The organism is Anaerocolumna chitinilytica, from assembly GCF_014218355.1.
GTDB classification, from domain to species: Bacteria; Bacillota; Clostridia; order Lachnospirales; family Lachnospiraceae; genus Anaerocolumna; species Anaerocolumna chitinilytica.
Genome location: NZ_AP023368.1, coordinates 1,871,097 through 1,888,007 on the forward strand (window position 1 = coordinate 1,871,097; position 16,911 = coordinate 1,888,007).

The following is a 16,911-nucleotide window of genomic DNA, read 5'->3' on the forward strand; positions in this document are numbered from 1 at the left end:
TTATTAAGACTCCTTCTAATAATGAAAATAAAATAGCATGAGTTTATAAACCTTCCCTAAGACTGTTGAAAATATTATATACATCCAGAATGCCGTATCCCCATTCTTTATTCGGAAAGAAAAGTTCAGGTGCTCTGTTTGCACCCCGGATCATTAAAATTTTAATATCCGCGGTTTTCATGGAGGGAAAATTACCTTTTACTATACCCCACTCTAATAGCATGGCGGCAACACCGGAAGTGTGAGCAGTCGCAGGACTGGTTCCGCTTACAGCTATAAATCCATGGTTTAAATCAGGACTTAGGATATTTACTCCGGGTGCAGCAATATCCGGTTTTATAACGCCGGTTCTGGTATAACCTTTGCTGGCATTCATATAAAAGCTGTGATCTTCATGATTATAGGATGTCACAGTGATAGCTTCCGTACTGTTACCAAGAGATAACAAGGTAGTGTTTGGATCCGGGCGGAGAAAGTAGGTATCATTTGAAATGAAGCCTTCCATTGGCAGCCAGATATGAAAACTTAAGCTTAAATCACCCTTACCATAGACTCTAAAAACCCATATACCGGGAGCCGGTTTGGTAAACCGAAGCAATATCAACTGATCACCGCTGCCGGATTCAACAATTTGATAATCAATATTAATTCTTGTTTGTTCAAAAATGAAAGAAGCTAATCTTGTCTCATTAACTTTTGGGATAATGTAAGGTATATATTCGCCTGAAGGGGTTTTTATATCCATGGAAAACAGTCCTGGAGAATCTCCCCATAACTCCATGGAAAAATCCCCTTGATTTTCACCCACCTTTAATTCCACGGTTTCAAATCCTTTGGATGGATTAATGGAACCCCAAAAATGTCTTTTTGCACTACCTTCATTACCTGCAGCAGTTTGGATAGAAAAATTATAATTTTCTGCTCTTATAGAAACCCATTTGCTTAAATAACTCTTGCTGTCGTGGGAATCCAGAGACGTACCAAGAGCCAAACAGATAGACATGGGTCTTCCTAACCGGTTGGCTGTTAATTCAAGATATTCCAAAGCGAGGGAGATGTCATTCTCCTGAAAGCACACGGTATTATCGGGTACTTTCCAGAACCCCCTTAAATATTGTTTGGGAGACTTTAATTTAACTACCACAAGTTCGGCATCCGGTACTACTCCCGTGAATCCCTGTTCCGGTACCTCGTTTCCAGCTATGATACCGGCCAGCATGGTTCCATGACCGATTTCATCTCTGCTTGGAACGATATCATAAGGATTCGGGCTTTTTAATGCCAGATTTATCTGCTCGCTGGTATATTCAGTACCATAAAATGTATTGGATTGATAGTCTTCTCCATAGATTGACTGATCCCAGAGAAGCGATATTTTTGTTGTTCCGTCTGCTTTTAGAAAGATGGGATTGGTATAGTCGATACCGGTATCCACAATACCGATCAATACGCCTTCGCCTCTGAGATTAAGTTTGGGAATCGTTCTGATTCTGGTAATACCGGATGCTTCAACAGCCGATTCGCTGATGATTCCAAGCAGAGCAGGCATTGCAATATATCCTAACTGTGAAATTGTCTGATTGGAAAGCTCATTTATGGGAACTCTCATCACATAGGTAACATGGCCATGACCTTCAGAAGGTTCACTGTGGATGAGACTCTGAAAGGTGGCATTGGGGTATTGTTTGAAAGAGGGTTCATTGCCGGCATATTCAACTATTAAGTCGGCAAACTCATTGCTATAGATTCTTTTTGCCTCTTCAGCTGTCAAAGTCGAACCTCAAATTGGAAAGCTTTATATCAATATATTGGGATGTGATGTGATTTATTCTAATATCAATTTAGGGTAGTTATTAAAAGTAATTTGCATCTCAACTGTAGTTTTCTCAGGTTAACTTGCATCTGCTTCATATCATGAATAACTACCAGGCATGTATGATAAATTGTTACCATACTATTATATTGACATGAAATTAAACAATGATATGATGTCTATAAAGGAAACAAGAAAGGTATGGTGTTATTATGCAAAAACGACCGTTTGGAAACACAGGTTTACACACTTCAATTCTTGGATTTGGTGGATTTCATTTGCTGGAAATTCCAGTAAGCGAGGCGAACTATCTATTGAACCGATATCTAGATGAAGGGGGTAATTATATTGAGACTGCTGCCAGCTATGGGGATGGTGAGTCAGAAAGAAAAATTGGACAATGTGTTTCAGTAAGAAGAAAAGAATTCATTCTGGCAACGAAGTCGGGAGAACGATCGAAAGACGGATTGTTAGGCTCTTTAGAGCGCAGCTTACATAATCTTAACACGGATTATGTGGATCTTCTTATTATGCATGCAGTGGGAACCATGGAGGAATTGGATCAGATACTTGCACCCGACGGTGCATTGGAAGGGGCATTGCAAGCGAAAGAGGAAGGCCGCATTCATCACATAGGAATCTCAATGCATGGACAGCCTGATGTCTTAATCCGAGCATTAGAGGAGTATCCTTTTGAGGCTGTTATGACGACCATTAATTATTATGATCATTTCAACTTCCCTGAAATACAAGAGGTACTGATTCCGTTAGCGCACAAGAAAAATACTGCCATTATCTTAATGAAACCGGTGGCAGACGGTTTATTGTGGCGCTCTGCTCCACAGGCATTTCGTTATGCATTTAGTCAGCCGGTTTCCATTGTGGTTGCAGGTATCAATAATAGAGAATTATTAGAGGCGGATTTACGGTACGCGAATGAATTCAATGCAATGTCTGAGGAAGAGATTGAGGATTTATATACGAATGCTCCGGAGCTTGGTACCTATGTATGCAGACAATGTGGGAAATGTATGGTTTGTCCAGAGAGGATTCCCCTTACTGATATCTTCCTTTATGAAGGTTATTTCGACCGGCAAATGGCAGATGGTATCGTAACCAATGCTTCCGATTATGCCTTAAAGGAAAGGCTGCGCTTTTGGTTTGGTAATCGAGATATGGCTATGAACCTTTATCACAAATTGGAGGTTAAGGCTGACAGCTGTACCGATTGCGGCAAATGTACGCCGGAATGTCCTTACGGCATCGATGTAAGACGTAAATTAGGAATCGCAGAGTATAAATTGGCAAAGAAAGATATTTATTAATATGAAATACCCCTTTTAATCCGTGAACAAGTGTATGAGTGTGGTAGATTATAAAAAGCCTGTCAGTACGTCTTATACTTCACAAGGGATTTTTTGAAACTTACATAGAATACGGAGAAAAGTATCTGGTGATAATATTAGTGTGATGGAACATATCATTTATTTCATTCGTCTAATTATAAAAGATATGAAAGAAGGGGGAATATGTATGAGGTTTGGTTTAATATTAATTTTAATATCCATAGCAGCTATTGTCATAACTTTGATTTTAAATTTATTGTTTAAGAAATTACGATATGTGAAATATATACCGGCAGTTGTATTGTTACCTTTTATGATATACAATTTTATAACCATGTATAGTGTAACCAACGAGAGCTTTCAGTCATTAGGCAAATTTGTGATGGGGATTTTATTACTAACTGCGTGTGCCAGTTCACTTATTGCTTCAATCACTCTCGATATTGCTCATAGGGTTAACAGTAGAAAAAAATAAATAAGACACTCTGAAGGATAACAAACCTAGATATCGTAACGGCAAATATTAAAATATACGGGAAGTGAAATAGGATGATATTTGAAAGAATCAAACAAGAGATTATGGCTGACCCAATGAACGAATCCTATACCAAAATGGAAATTCCACCGTTATTTAAAGCTTCTGCAGAGGCCCGGATAGCCATTGTTGGACAAGCACCGGGACAAAAGGCAGAAGCAACCAGGTTGTTTTGGAATGATTTAAGCGGCGACCGATTACGAGAGTGGATGGGTGTATCACGTGAGATGTTTTATAGTACGAATCGAATCGCTCATTTGCCTATGGATTTCTATTATCCTGGAAAAGCGAAAACCGGTGACGCTCCGCCGCGAAAAGGTTTTGCAGAAAAATGGCATCCGCTTTTATTGAGGGAAATGCCCAATATTGAAACTATAATTTTAATCGGTAACTATGCACAGAAATATTATTTAGATAAAAGACGTGAGAAAAGTTTAACTGAAACAGTGAGAAATTTTCATAAATACCTACCGGAATATTTTCCGTTGGTACATCCTTCTCCATTAAATCTAGGCTGGCTGAAACAAAATCCATGGTTTGAAAAGGATGTTTTACCGGTTCTAAGAGAAATTGTGATTAGGAACTTATAAGTTATTATATATACCCTAATTGGGTATATTAAAGTTTGAGATTTTATAAAAGGAGGGTTTATCTATGAATAAGTTTATTTTCAATGATTATTTTCAAGAGCCTCTTGGGAAAATCGCCAAGCGGATGATCTTTAAAAGTGATAATGTAATTGCTTTTGTTCTAAACATTGCAAAAGGGGAAATGCTGCCGGGACACACACATTTAGAAACCACCCTTTTACTGCAGGTTATGGAGGGGAATGCCAAGGTTCTTACGGATGGAAAAGAGACTCCGCTGCAGGCAGGCGAGTTAATGCAGATTGATGGGCAGGAAAGCATGCAGGTAATAAATACAGGCGAAGATGTCCTGCGCCTTTATGTCACAATATCACCTATGGGTACAGAAGCTTTTGCAACAGATGCAGATGTTTAATGACCTTTTTTCATTGATAAGTGAGAATTACTGAGTAAAAATGTGGGTTATGTTTTTCTGAAAGGAAAAGCATAACCCTTTTATTAAGCTATCAGCCTATTGTTGATCGGCAAATCTCCACCATGCAACGGTTCCAATAAACCCCGTTATTCCCGTAACAGCGAGTATAGCGATACTAGCAAAGCCAAGAGGAACATTTGAAATAAATAATGATGGAATTGTCCAAGGAAAGTAAGCGGCAAGACCAGCCTGTGCAATGACATTGGAAATGACTACAATTAGAAATGCAAATCCAATAGGAGCTAAATATCCCTTGCTGACATTTGCCAATAGGGCACTTATGGTACTGACGACCATAATTAGCAGTGATGTTACCATAAAAGTCAGAAAATTATTCATGATGAGCATCCAAGTTCCACCATGAAGTCCTATCAAAATACCCATAATGAAAACGACCGCGAACATGAAAGAAGCCAATAAGACATCCCAAAGAAAAATTACAATGAACTTTGAAAGTACCACATAAAATTTAGATACGGGTTTCACCAGCAATTCATTGATTGTTTTATCTGTATATTCACGTCCGAAGACCCAACAAGCGGTGAAAGAGAAGCCAATTACCAAAAGGGCAGTGATAGTGCCGAGTAAGTCTGTTAGGTATGGTTTCCATCCGACATCAGCAGCATTGATATAGGTGACTAAACCAAGCATAATTGGCATAGTGGCAAACGCGGCAACCATGATCCAAAAAACGCTTGAGCGTAATACTTTAAGGGCTTCACAATGTATAAATGATAATATTTTCATTCATTATATCCTCCTTTTATTTTGAATGATCCGTAAAAAATAACCTTCCAAATCTTCTGTAACAATGTTAAGTTGTGTTGGCGATTGTCCAGAGCGAACCAGCAGTTCAGCCAACCTTTCAGGTTTTTCTGTTGCGGAATTTTCAAAAAGCAGTAATTTCCCATCTATGTTTTCTTTAAAATGATATCCGTGTTCTGTAAGTATATGTTTCATTGCCTTTTTATCGCGGTTATCCAGAACCAGGTGTTTTTGTAAAGACTGTTCCAAATGTTTCATTTTAATTTCCTGGACCAATTGTCCTTCATGTATGATACCGATTCGATCAACAAGTTTAGAAAGTTCTTCAAGCTGATGACTGGATATAAAAACCGTAACACCGTAATTTTTTGATAAATCGAAAAGCATTTCCCGGATTTCCACAACACCAGCGGGATCAAGACCATTAATTGGTTCATCCAAAATTAAAATCTTTGGATTGTGGATCATTGCTTTTGCTAAACCTAGTCGCTGTTTGTTTCCAAGGGAAAGATTTTTCGCTTTCTTATTCTTGTGAACTTCTAAACCGAGCTTTTGTATTACCCGGGTTATGGCTCGACAATCAGATATCATTTGCATCCTGCGGGCAATCTCTAAATTTTCGATTACAGTCAGCCCAGGATAATAGGTAGCTTCCTCTAAATAGCCAACTTGCTCCCATAACTTATGAGCTCTGGAGTCAACTTTATTTCCCAGCATATAAATACTACCGGATGAGGGTTTGAGCAATGATAGCATCATTTTAATTGTGGTTGATTTGCCAGCCCCATTCAAACCAAGAAACCCAAATATTTCACCACTATTTACTTCAAGTGAAAGATTGCTAACGGCACGATAATCGCCAAATTTTTTTGTGAGATTTGATAGCTGTATTGCAGCGGAGCCAGCACTAGTTGATTTTCCCATTTATACACTCCTTTTGTGAATTTCTTTTTGCGGTTTATTTAACGCTATAATGAACTTTAATTTTATAACATCAACTGAACCTCAATTTTTTGTCTCAATTTCGTTGATATTCAGTTTACCTTACAGGTGATATAATATTTAACAAGGAGGTGGCTATAGTGTTTGACATTTTAGTTGTTGAAGATGATATAAATACCCAAAAACTAATGTGTGCTGTTTTAAGGCGTGGCGGATATAAAACATATACAGCAAAAGATGGTCTTGAAGCACTTGAAAGGATGGAAAACCAGCGGTTTGATTTGATTATTTTAGATTTGATGATGCCGCGTATGGACGGCTATGAATTTTGTGAACAATTACGCAATGTGGGAGAGAACCTTCCAATACTGATGGTAACAGCCAATCAGGAGGCTACAGATAAGTATAAAGGGTTTCTAGCCGGAACGGATGATTATATGACGAAACCTTTTGATGAACAAGAAATGCTATTCCGGGTGAAGGCACTTTTACGCCGGGCACAAATTGCCAGTGAGCACCGGGTTATCATAGGTGAAACCACAGCGGATTACAATACACTTACTATTTCATGGAAAGAGGAAGAACATGCTTTGCCCAAAAAGGAATTCCAACTACTTTTTAAGCTCATGAGTTATCCCAATATGATATTTACACGTAATCAGCTAATGGACGAATTCTGGGGATTAGAAACAGAAACAGACGAACATACCTTAAATGTTCATATCAACAGATTGCGGGACAAATTGAGAGAAAACCCTGATTTTGAAATTATAACTGTACGTGGTCTGGGGTATAAAATTGGGAGGCGTATATGAGGCAAACTAAAAAAAGACTTTTTCCGAAAATAAGCCTTGCGGTTTCCTTGGTGGCCTTGGTTTTTCTGGTCATGCTTTTGTCCGTTTTATCTGCCGGTTTGATTGCTTATGTTCTGATTCAAATAGGTGTCATGGATGTAGAAGGTACTGCAAGTCAAAGCCGTGCTATCTCCGTAATGATATATATCAGCATTTTTTTAGGTGTGGTAATAGCAACATTATTAAGCAGGCGTTCTGTTAAACCAATAAGGGATATGATGGAAGCTACTAAAAAGGTATCCAAGGGCAATTTCTCGGTGCTGGTTAAAGGCAGTTTTGTCTTTGAATTGGATGCGCTTGCCGGGAGTTTCAATAAGATGGTGCAGGAGCTAAAAGGGATTGAAACTCTGCGCAGTGACTTTGTTAGAAACTTCTCCCATGAGTTCAAAACACCCATTACTTCAATTAGCGGTTTTGCCAAACTATTGCAGGCAGGTGATGCCAGCGAAGAAGAAAAGCAGGAATACTTAAGCATAATCGTACAAGAATCAGAGCGCCTTGCCCGCCTTTCCACCAACATTCTTAATCTTTCAAAAATAGAAAATACAGAGATCATAAGTGAAAAAGCTATCTATAAGCTTGATGAGCAGATTAGACTTGCGATTGTAATGTTAGAGCCAAAGTGGAGTGATAAAAATCTTCATATTGACATTAAGCTTGAAGATGGAATCGAAATACTTGGTGATAAAAATCTAATACAGCAAATTTGGGTTAATCTTCTTGATAATGCTATCAAGTTCACAAACAATTGCGGTGAAATAAAAGTAAGCTTATGGCAGAGCGGGCAAATGGCAACCTTCTATCTTGAAGATATGGGATGCGGGATGGATGATGAAACCATGGGACATATATTTGACAAATTCTATCAAGGAGACAAATCTCACTCATTAACCGGAAACGGATTGGGTTTGACTTTAGTTAAGAGAATAATTGAACTGTGTGAAGGAACCATTGAAGTACAAAGCAAAATTGGGAAAGGCACTGTTTTTATTGTAAAACTGCCATTGGGTACGATTGCGAGGAGCATTTCCTAACAGAATGGTCTAAATCATTTAAATGTTTTGAAACTTTAAGTTTATTGGTATATAATGGAGATTAGTGACTTATAAGCTTATCGTTTCTAAAGTGTTTCAGACCTGAGGATTATGAAACATCAGAAATCTGAAGCACTATAAAAATAGATGAAGTATTTTATATTAGGAGGAGGAAAAAATGAGCAGGTATGAAGAAGGATTAGCAATTATAGAGGAAAGGTGTGGCAATGGAAAAGATAATGTCATCTCTCTCTCGACAATCGCAATAGAACCAAACGCTGACGGTAACCCCTGTCCTTATGTTCGTGATGTGGATGCTTTTTATGAAAATGGTGTGTTTTATACTACAACCTGGGCAAAATCAACTAAAATGAAACAGATAGCTCAAAATCCGGAAGTTGCCTTTGCAGTTTGCTACGAGTGGTTTTCCGGAAATGGAATCGGAGAAAATCTCGGCTGGGTTTTAGACCCTAAAAATGCAGAGTTAAGGCCTAAACTACGTAAAGCATTTGCTAATTGGTACGACGATGCTAACAATGAAAAAGATGAAGACTGCATTATTTTGGCAATTCGTATCACGAGAGCTACGGTACTAAAAGATCACGGTGCTGTGCGTTACTATATGGACTTTGTGAATGGAGTGGAGACAGAAGAAGGTAAAATCAAGTAAGCGGTAAAGATAAGAAATAGAAGGGTTATACAACATATGAGGATACAAGAAAAATGCATACCATGTATAATCAATCAAACAATTAAGGTTGCAGATATGGTAGGCTTAGAGGATAAAAATGAATTATTAAGAAAAGTATTTACATATTTAAGTAAGGTCGATTTTAACACATCTTCAACACCAGAACTTATCGGAGAAATTTTTACGTTATTAAAGAAGGAAACAGGGAATGCGGATCCATATAAAGAAACAAGAGAGCATTATAATGAGATGTTTTTGGAACGTATTCCGGATATAGAACGTGAGATAAATGGAGTTGGAAATCCATTCTTAGAAGCAATCAAATATGCTATTATAGGAAATATAATTGATTTTAATCCGATTCATAATCTATTGCTTCCTGATATTGAAGCCAGTTTCCTGCGTTTAAAAGGGGAACAGCTGGGAATAAACGATTCAAAGCTTCTGATGCAGGAGATTATTAATGCAGATACAATTCTGTATTTGGGAGATAATTGCGGTGAAATCTGTCTTGATAAGATTCTAATTAAGAAAATGAAAGAGTTAAACCCATCATGTAAAATTTTCTTTGGTACGAGAGGTGAAGCAGTCGTAAACGATTCTATAGAAGAAGATGCTTACTTTGTAGGGATTGATGAGTATGCAACTGTAATAAGCAATGAGGATTCGTCTATGGGAACTGTTTTATTTAGAACTTCAAAGCGGTTTCAAGAAATTTACCAAAGTGCAGATATTGTGATCGCAAAAGGACAAGCAAACTATGAATGTTTAAGCAATGAGAATAAGAATATCTATTTTCTGCTAATGACAAAATGTAATGTGATTGCAGACGATATTGGGGTTTCGGAAATGAAGATGATATGCATGAAAAATAGAGCTACCTAGATTATAACAATGTGTCATCGCAGAAGTTCTGCCTTTTTTGGGGGACTTTTACACAGCCTCCAGCGTAAAAGAAAAGCAGATGCCGGAGGCTGTGTTATTTACTTGGTAAGAACAACCATGACCCTCAAAGATGGACTTAACAATAGCCAGTCCAAGTCCGGTTCCTTCTGTCTCACGGTTATGGGAGGCATCGGCTTTGTAAAACCGGTCCCAGATTTTACTGATAGCCTCTTCACTTAAGGCAGGACAGCAATTCTCAATCAGAACTCGTTGTTCTTTGCCGTTTCGTTCGCCAAAGACTTGAATAGTGGAATTAGGGGAGCAGTATTTCACTGCATTTTCCATCAGATTATTCACTGCACGTTCAATTTTTTTCTCATCCATTATAACGGTACCGAATTCACCTAAGATTTGAATGTTTACCCCTTTTTCATATGCTTTCTCTGAAAATATTTGCATGGATTTCTTTAAGTAAAGGCTGATATCGGAAGCTTTTTTTGTGTAAATAACAGCACCGGCATCATACCTTGATATTTCTAACATTTCCAGAATCATCTGGTCCATATGTGTAATTTCATTAAGAATTACTTCCATATAATGTTCTTTCTTCTCAGCTCTTACACCATCCCTGATTCCTTCCGTATAGCTTCTGATTATTCCAAGAGGTGTCTTAAGCTCATGGGAAACATTTGCTACAAACTCCTTTCTGGCTTTATCCTGGCATAGTTCCTTTTCATAGTCAGCCGTTAACTTTGTATTAGCAAGACTAAGGTCGTCCAGAGCATTCTTTAGATTAACGGATAAGGTGTTAAGACTGGAAGACAATGCACCTAGTTCATCATTGCGTTTAATGTCAGAGGAGATGCCAAGCTCCATATTGGCCATGCGGTTGGCAGTTTTTGTTATACTAATAATCGGCTTGGAGATAGTTTTGGAGTAAACGACCACCATTATAAAGGATAATAGGATAGAAGCACTGATTAAAAACGGAAAGAAGCGGATTAGGAAGCTGGTTACCTCATTAACGGACTGAAGAGACAGGTTAACACTTGTAATCTTAACTTCCCCACTTTTTAAAGTGCTTTTCTTTATGAAATTTACCTGTCTATAGTTAGTATAAGGAATGGTGCTGATTGTGTACGTTACCCCTTTCTTTTTATTAATATCCAAAGGACTGGCAACAGTTGCAGTGGTAAGTGCTGTGGGATACAGTACAAGGGAGCCGTTTATATTGGCGGCATCTACAGTATCAAGAGAGGAAGAGGTTATAAGGGGAGCATAGGCGGTGGAATTCAAAGGGGAAATGGAATCTGCTCTAGCGGGTTCCTTGCTTAAAACCACATAATCAGGGATAGAAGCGGTTAATGCTGCTTTTGCCGGAGCTGCCATGACCAGAGAAAGCTGAGATTGAATACTCATGGTAGCATTCTGGTTCTTCATAAATTTAGAAACCTCAGAATAGAGTTCTTCGTCACTCCATTGACTGTTTTCAAGCTCTGCTGTAAATCTATTTATGGAATTTATCATCTGATTGATTTTTTCCGGTTCATAAAAGCGGTTAAAGTAAAGATATAAGGAAGCAGTAATACCAAATATTAGAAGCAGAAAAGAGCCAAGGGTCAAAAGTAACATTTTTGCTGACAGCGATGTTTTCATGGTATCCTCCGGTTAGTATGTATTTGTATAAATAGTATATTAAGTGTCAGACTCAAATTTATAGCCCACACCGATAACGGTCTGAATATAATTGGCGCAATGCCTCAGTTTCTTTCGAAGAGTTTTAATGTTTGTGTCTACCACTCGGCCATCTCCAAAGTAATCATAGCCCCATATGGCAGTAATCAGGACTTCTCTGCGGAACACCTTACCCGGGTTCTCCATAAGCTTTAGCAGCAGTTCGTATTCTTTTACAGTTAAGGGCAGCCTTTCACCGGAGAGCATGGCAGTATAAGCTTCTTTATTGATAGTCAGTTCCTTACAGCGTAACAGCGTATCCGGGGGAGGAGCTGCCAGACTGCGTTTTAGCAAGGCGGCAATAGCGGCAAGAAGCACCTTAGGACTAAAAGGCTTGGTAATATATTCATCGGCTCCAAGCTCATAACCTAACAGTTTATCCTCCTCTTCACTGCGGGCGCTGATAATTATAATAAGGACGTCGGATTTTTGTCTGATACGCCGGCATACGGACCAGCCGTCCAGTTTTGGTATCATAATATCAAGTATAACCAACTGAATCTCTTCGCGGTCGAACAGGGATAAGGCCTCAACCCCATCTGAGGCACAATATGCCTGGTAACCTTCCGATTCCAGATAATCTACTAAAATCTCACTCATTTTCTTGTCATCTTCAACAACCAGCACACGATAACTCATAAAACTGAATCCTTCCTCACCTCATTTTATAATAACATCATACCACTTTGATGTGTTGTTTGTGTGAAAGAGAAGAAAAGCAAGGTTTCATTGAGGTCTCACAGAACTCACACAGGAATCACACATGGGTTTGTTACTTTTATCACATGGCAGTAAGCCAATTTGGAAACAGGAGGAAGATTAAGATGAGAGCAATAAAACATGCTTTCCTAAGTCTCATTAGGAAGCCAACAAAAGGCATTATGATATTTGCTATATTATTTGTCGTGTATGGGTTGGTATTTACAGGAATTATTATTCAGAATAGTGTGAATCAATCCAAGACCTATGTACGAAAGGCCTTAGGAGCGGTGGTGGAAATGAAAGCAGACTACATGAAAGCGATGAAGGATCAGCTATCACAACAGGAGTATTCAAAATTAAATCTTTCAGCCTCACTGGCGAAAGACATTGCAAAAGATCCTTTGGTAGAAAAGCTTTATATATCGGAACTTACCAGTGCCTTTAATAAAAGTCTGAAAAGTGCAATAAATACGGAAGGAAGTGGAGCAGGGGGAGGAGACAGTATTAGTTTTGCGGTTCCCATATCCTCCTCCGACCAGGGTACACCGTTTATAGTGATAGGCAATACAGGCAATCCCCGGGAGTTTGATGAGGGTACCTATAAGATTACGGATGGGCGGCTTTGGGACAGCTCTGATGAAGGAAGAGATACTCTAATTGTATCAGAAGAGTTTGCCAGCAAAAATAATCTGGCACCGGGTGATAAGATTGATTTGACTTCAGGTACGGATAACGAGACTTATTCCTTTGAGATTATTGGTGTTTTTAAAGGCAGCGCGCCTTATACGGTAGACCAACTGTATACTTCTCTAGAGAGTGAAAAGAAATTAGCCGGAACCCAGTCTGATGATAGTAATGCAACTTCTATCAGTTTTCGTCTTAAGGACCCCATGGACATTGACACCTTTATTCATCAGCATATAAATCAGATGCCCAACGATTATATTACCTTATATGCCAGTGATAATGAATACAACTCTTTAACAAGACCTCTTGATTTAATCAGTACTGTGATTTCTATTCTTTTGGCAGTGGTTTTTGCAGCAGGAACCATAATTATGCTTGCAATTGTCACAATTTTTGTACGTGACCGGAGATTTGAGATTGGACTATTGTTAGCAAGCGGTGAAGGAAGGCTTAAAATTTTATCTCAATTTGTGTTTGAAATTCTTCTGGTATCTGTTATTGCCTTTACGGTAGCAGCCGCAGCCAGCAGGCTTTCTGCCGACTATACTGCTTCCTGGATTGTTAAGAACCAGTTGGTGGAAGAGAATACACAGTCCAGTATGGGAATGATATCCGTTGGCGGTGCCGTCGGAACAGGGAAACAGGAAGTTAAGATTAGTGATGTTGCCAGAGAATTTAATGTATCCGTCGACGGTGAGGTGGTATACCGTCTGCTGCTTATCAGCCTGGGGATTGTAATCCTTTCGGCAGGAGCACCGCTGTTGATTATTTTAGGATATAAACCAAGAGAATCCCTACAGAATTAGAAAGAGAGGAAATTAGACTATGTCAGCAATATTTGAATTAGAGAATCTTTCCTATGGTTACATAGACGGAGGAAAAAAGAGGATGATTCTAAACGACCTCTCCTTCCAGTTTGAAAAAGGAAAGTTTTATACCATCCTGGGGCCCTCGGGTTCCGGAAAAACAACACTATTGGCTATCGCCAGTGCCTTGGATGTCCCGGAAAAAGGAAGGGTTCTATATCAGGGAAAGGATGTAAAAAGCATCGGATATACAAAATTCAGACGCAATCATATGGCAATGATATTCCAGAAGTATAACCTGACGGATTACCTTACCGGAGTGGAAAATGTGGAATCAAACATGATGATTGTGGACCGGAAGAAGGGATCGGAGAGAAAGAAGATTGCATACAAAATATTGGCTTCTATGGGAATCGTGCAATCCAAGGCAGAAAGACTGGTGACGAAGCTATCCGGTGGGGAGCAGCAAAGAGTTGCAATTGCAAGAGCTCTTGCCAAGGATGTGGAATTAATTCTTGGGGATGAACCTACAGGGGCATTGGATACGGCAACAGCCAAGGAGATTATTGCATTATTTAAACAGTTGGCTCATGACTACGAAAAAACAATTATTTTAGTCACACATTCCGATGATGTGGCAGGAAGCAGCGACATTACCCTAAGGTTAAAAGATGGTAAGCTGACAGCAGAATAGGGGGAAGGGTATGCAGGAAAAAAAGAATTTTCTTGAAGATTTAGGAAGTGATAAACCGGAAAGTTTTCAGGAAGAAACCTTTATACCGGCTCAGAGAAAGGTGGGGCATCTAGTTGCCGCCGCCGTCTCTGCTCTGTTTGTTTGCTTTCTAATACTCCTCTTTCTACAGTTAGGAAAGACAACAGTCCCTGATATGACAGACTGGCAGTTGGATGAGGTACAGACCTGGGTCCTAAAAGAGCATGAAAACACTGTACTAGACGGAGTTTATACCAAGGAAACAAGAAAAGACAAGGTCATATCCCAGGATATAAAAAAGGGAAGAAAAATTAGTAAGGGCACAGTTCTTACGGTAAAGTATTCATTGGGTGCAGACCCGGAGGAAGCAGTGAAGGTGCCAGATCTTAAGGGGATGAAGCTGTCTGAGATAAAAACCTGGATTACGGAGAATCAGATGGCAGGGGTTACAATTAAGAACGAAACCAGCGAAGTAATCCCAAAGGATGAGGTAATAAACTATGAGCTGATTGATGGTTCTAATGATTTGTTTCTTCGGAAAAACAGGATGGTAATTTATGTTTCAAGCGGTAATGAAGAGCTGAATGAAACAGTCAAAATGCCTGATTTTTATGGTAAATCGAAAGCCGAAGTTCTGCAATGGCAGAAAGATAACCAGATGAAGGTTAAGATTCATGAAATATTTAATCCAGATGTTGAATACGGTAAAATATTTTACCAGAATATAAAAAAGGATACAAAAATAACCCATAAGGATGTGGTGGAAGTCAGCATTTCCAGAGGAAAGGCAATTAAAACACCTGATTTTAACGGAATGAGCAGAAACGAGGCATCTGAATTGGCTGCTCTTTATGGCATGAGTGTATTCTTCAAGCTTAAGATTAGCACAGATACAGTAGATACAGTCATCGGTCAGAATATTCCGGCGGGTCGTAAAATTGACCAGAAGCAGATTTTGACTCTTCAGATTGCAAAGGAGGATGGGAAAATAATTGTCCCGGATTTTAAAGGTCTGACAAAAGGAGAAGCTGTCAGTCTGGCAGGGCTTTATGGTATGAAGGTGTTTCTCGAAAATACGGATGAAACAGGAGATCAGGGAATTATTGCTACCCAGTCTGTTGCAGCCGGTATAAAGATTAATGAGAAGCAGGTTGTTACACTATTACTGAAGGAAAATGATGAACAGGTTATTACTCCTGACTTTAAAGGCTTGTCAAAAAGTGAAGCAGAGGTTCTGGCAAAAAATGCAGCGATTGTATTAAGTTATCGTGAAATGGAATCTGCAAAAGTTGCCAATCAAAGTGTAATCAATCAGGACATAAAGCCTAAAGGAGGAGTTAAAAAGGGAGAAGAGATTCTTCTTACTATCGCTGTTAACAGTGGTATACCTGCGAAGGATTTAAGGCTGTTAAGCTTAAATGATGCAAAGGCCTGGGCGATGCAAAAAGGAATCACCTTAAACGTAATAGAATGTTACAGCAGTGATTATCCGGCAGGAAAGCTTTATAGACAGGATTGCAAGGCTGGGGATTTTATATCTTCCAATAAAGTACTTACAGTGTATCGTTCCCTTGGGTTAGTTATGGCTGAAAATTTTATTGGTAAGACAAAGTCTGATATTATTAAGTGGAAGGATGAGGTCAATCAAAAAGGAGCCGGTATAAAACTGAAGTTTATTTCAGATACCAATACCAATAAAGCAAAAGGTACCGTAACAAACCAGAGTATCCTGGAAGAGTTGGTAGGACTTAAGCAGGAAATTCAGGTATGGGTATCCCAGACGGATAATGGAATACTAATAAAGAATTTCGAGGGACTTGCATCGGAAGATATAAAACTATGGTGCGATACCAATTCCGTGCCTTATATTATCAATGAATGCTATAGTGACTCTTATGAAGAAGGAAAGCTCTATGGGCAAAATTATTCAGATACCTACCTGCCTAAGGGAGAATATTTAAAAATCAATTTATCCCTTGGTAAGTTGTTTGTAACAGATTTTACGGGCAAGAGCAAGTCAGAAGTACTTGATTGGATGAAAGAGGTAAACAAGAAGAAAGCAAATATCAAAATTGACTTTATAAATGGATATTCTTCTGAAATAGGTAAAGGAAAGATTATGTACCAGTCTATATCAGATCAGGCAATTGACTTAAACAGTAAAATTGTCGTTATGGTTTCTGTTGGTACAGGAAATTAAATTCATAACAGGTATATTGATGAATGAAATACGGGATAATTTTCAGGATATGCCAGGAAAGGATTAAAAGATTATTTTATAATAAGGCGGTATTCATAGAAAGGATGGATACCGCTCTTTTTCTATAGCTACTGAAAGAAATA

Annotated in this window: 15 protein-coding genes; 10 read left to right on the forward strand and 5 right to left on the reverse strand. The window is 38.8% G+C overall.

The annotated features are described in order from the left end of the window. Positions 1 to 43 precede the first annotated feature (43 nt). Positions 44 to 1,771 (reverse strand): S8 family peptidase, encoded by a 1,728-nt coding sequence (locus bsdcttw_RS08115; protein ID WP_185258875.1) that lies wholly within the window; start codon positions 1,769 to 1,771, stop codon positions 44 to 46. 320 nt (positions 1,772 to 2,091) lie between these two features. Here bsdcttw_RS08115 and bsdcttw_RS08120 point away from each other — a divergent pair, with 320 nt between their 5' ends. The 3 genes from bsdcttw_RS08120 (at position 2,092) to bsdcttw_RS08130 (ending at position 4,696) form a co-directional block, all read left to right on the forward strand. Next, positions 2,092 to 3,138: an aldo/keto reductase gene (locus bsdcttw_RS08120; RefSeq protein ID WP_230989134.1), complete on the forward strand. Its 1,047-nt coding sequence runs from the start codon at positions 2,092 to 2,094 to the stop codon at positions 3,136 to 3,138. A 570-nt stretch (positions 3,139 to 3,708) separates the two neighbouring features. Further along, positions 3,709 to 4,284, forward strand: a complete 576-nt coding sequence (locus bsdcttw_RS08125; protein ID WP_185258877.1) for a uracil-DNA glycosylase family protein — start codon at positions 3,709 to 3,711, stop codon at positions 4,282 to 4,284. Positions 4,285 to 4,348: 64 nt separating this feature from the next. Then, the gene (locus bsdcttw_RS08130; RefSeq protein WP_185258878.1) at positions 4,349 to 4,696 is read left to right on the forward strand and encodes a cupin domain-containing protein; all 348 of its coding nucleotides are present in this window, start codon (positions 4,349 to 4,351) and stop codon (positions 4,694 to 4,696) included. A 96-nt stretch (positions 4,697 to 4,792) separates the two neighbouring features. On the opposite strand, the gene bsdcttw_RS08135 is transcribed toward bsdcttw_RS08130, so the two are convergent. Both bsdcttw_RS08135 and bsdcttw_RS08140 read right to left on the reverse strand, forming a co-directional pair. Next, positions 4,793 to 5,503 (reverse strand): ABC transporter permease, encoded by a 711-nt coding sequence (locus tag bsdcttw_RS08135; RefSeq protein ID WP_185258879.1) that lies wholly within the window; start codon positions 5,501 to 5,503, stop codon positions 4,793 to 4,795. A 3-nt stretch (positions 5,504 to 5,506) separates the two neighbouring features. Next, positions 5,507 to 6,445, reverse strand: a complete 939-nt coding sequence (locus bsdcttw_RS08140) for an ABC transporter ATP-binding protein (RefSeq protein WP_185258880.1) — start codon at positions 6,443 to 6,445, stop codon at positions 5,507 to 5,509. Positions 6,446 to 6,603: 158 nt separating this feature from the next. Between bsdcttw_RS08140 and bsdcttw_RS08145 the strand changes: the two genes are divergently transcribed. From bsdcttw_RS08145 to bsdcttw_RS08160, 4 genes are all read left to right on the forward strand, one after another. Further along, the gene (locus bsdcttw_RS08145) at positions 6,604 to 7,278 is read left to right on the forward strand and encodes a response regulator transcription factor (RefSeq protein WP_185258881.1); all 675 of its coding nucleotides are present in this window, start codon (positions 6,604 to 6,606) and stop codon (positions 7,276 to 7,278) included. Beyond that, on the forward strand, positions 7,275 to 8,351 hold the full coding sequence (locus bsdcttw_RS08150) for a sensor histidine kinase (RefSeq protein ID WP_185258882.1): 1,077 nt from the start codon (positions 7,275 to 7,277) through the stop codon (positions 8,349 to 8,351). The genes bsdcttw_RS08145 and bsdcttw_RS08150 overlap by 4 nt, the downstream gene beginning before the upstream one ends. A 178-nt stretch (positions 8,352 to 8,529) precedes the next feature. Next, positions 8,530 to 9,021 (forward strand): pyridoxamine 5'-phosphate oxidase family protein, encoded by a 492-nt coding sequence (locus bsdcttw_RS08155; protein WP_185258883.1) that lies wholly within the window; start codon positions 8,530 to 8,532, stop codon positions 9,019 to 9,021. A 36-nt stretch (positions 9,022 to 9,057) separates the two neighbouring features. Continuing rightward, complete coding sequence (locus bsdcttw_RS08160) at positions 9,058 to 9,927, forward strand: damage-control phosphatase ARMT1 family protein (protein WP_185258884.1); 870 nt, start codon at positions 9,058 to 9,060, stop codon at positions 9,925 to 9,927. A gap of 48 nt (positions 9,928 to 9,975) precedes the next feature. On the opposite strand, the gene bsdcttw_RS08165 is transcribed toward bsdcttw_RS08160, so the two are convergent. Further along, on the reverse strand, positions 9,976 to 11,583 hold the full coding sequence (locus tag bsdcttw_RS08165) for a sensor histidine kinase (RefSeq protein WP_185258885.1): 1,608 nt from the start codon (positions 11,581 to 11,583) through the stop codon (positions 9,976 to 9,978). 39 nt (positions 11,584 to 11,622) lie between these two features. Further along, positions 11,623 to 12,300 carry a response regulator transcription factor gene (locus bsdcttw_RS08170; protein WP_185258886.1) on the reverse strand — a complete coding sequence of 226 codons (678 nt, stop codon included), beginning with the start codon at positions 12,298 to 12,300 and terminating at the stop codon, positions 11,623 to 11,625. A gap of 185 nt (positions 12,301 to 12,485) precedes the next feature. On the opposite strand from bsdcttw_RS08170, the gene bsdcttw_RS08175 reads away from it, so the two are divergent. The 3 genes from bsdcttw_RS08175 to bsdcttw_RS08185 are packed head-to-tail and all read left to right on the forward strand — an operon-like array spanning position 12,486 to position 16,768. Further along, entirely contained in the window at positions 12,486 to 13,856 is a 1,371-nt protein-coding gene (locus bsdcttw_RS08175; RefSeq protein ID WP_185258887.1) for an ABC transporter permease, read from the forward strand. 19 nt (positions 13,857 to 13,875) lie between these two features. Continuing rightward, entirely contained in the window at positions 13,876 to 14,550 is a 675-nt protein-coding gene (locus tag bsdcttw_RS08180) for an ABC transporter ATP-binding protein (protein WP_185258888.1), read from the forward strand. A 10-nt stretch (positions 14,551 to 14,560) separates the two neighbouring features. Continuing rightward, a complete protein-coding gene (locus tag bsdcttw_RS08185; protein ID WP_185258889.1) occupies positions 14,561 to 16,768 on the forward strand; it encodes a PASTA domain-containing protein in 2,208 nt (735 codons plus the stop codon). Positions 16,769 to 16,911: the final 143 nt, after the last annotated feature.

What these genes read in the sequence shown, in the direction of transcription:
- bsdcttw_RS08125 (WP_185258877.1), top strand. Translation starts at nt 3,709, where the DNA reads ATGATATTTGAAAGAATCAAACAAGAGATTATGGCTGACCCAATGAAC.
- bsdcttw_RS08130 (WP_185258878.1), top strand. Translation starts at nt 4,349, where the DNA reads ATGAATAAGTTTATTTTCAATGATTATTTTCAAGAGCCTCTTGGGAAA.
- bsdcttw_RS08135 (WP_185258879.1), bottom strand. Translation starts at nt 5,503, where the DNA reads ATGAAAATATTATCATTTATACATTGTGAAGCCCTTAAAGTATTACGC.
- bsdcttw_RS08140 (WP_185258880.1), bottom strand. Translation starts at nt 6,445, where the DNA reads ATGGGAAAATCAACTAGTGCTGGCTCCGCTGCAATACAGCTATCAAAT.
- bsdcttw_RS08150 (WP_185258882.1), top strand. Translation starts at nt 7,275, where the DNA reads ATGAGGCAAACTAAAAAAAGACTTTTTCCGAAAATAAGCCTTGCGGTT.
- bsdcttw_RS08155 (WP_185258883.1), top strand. Translation starts at nt 8,530, where the DNA reads ATGAGCAGGTATGAAGAAGGATTAGCAATTATAGAGGAAAGGTGTGGC.
- bsdcttw_RS08160 (WP_185258884.1), top strand. Translation starts at nt 9,058, where the DNA reads ATGAGGATACAAGAAAAATGCATACCATGTATAATCAATCAAACAATT.
- bsdcttw_RS08165 (WP_185258885.1), bottom strand. Translation starts at nt 11,583, where the DNA reads ATGAAAACATCGCTGTCAGCAAAAATGTTACTTTTGACCCTTGGCTCT.
- bsdcttw_RS08170 (WP_185258886.1), bottom strand. Translation starts at nt 12,300, where the DNA reads ATGAGTTATCGTGTGCTGGTTGTTGAAGATGACAAGAAAATGAGTGAG.
- bsdcttw_RS08175 (WP_185258887.1), top strand. Translation starts at nt 12,486, where the DNA reads ATGAGAGCAATAAAACATGCTTTCCTAAGTCTCATTAGGAAGCCAACA.
- bsdcttw_RS08180 (WP_185258888.1), top strand. Translation starts at nt 13,876, where the DNA reads ATGTCAGCAATATTTGAATTAGAGAATCTTTCCTATGGTTACATAGAC.
- bsdcttw_RS08185 (WP_185258889.1), top strand. Translation starts at nt 14,561, where the DNA reads ATGCAGGAAAAAAAGAATTTTCTTGAAGATTTAGGAAGTGATAAACCG.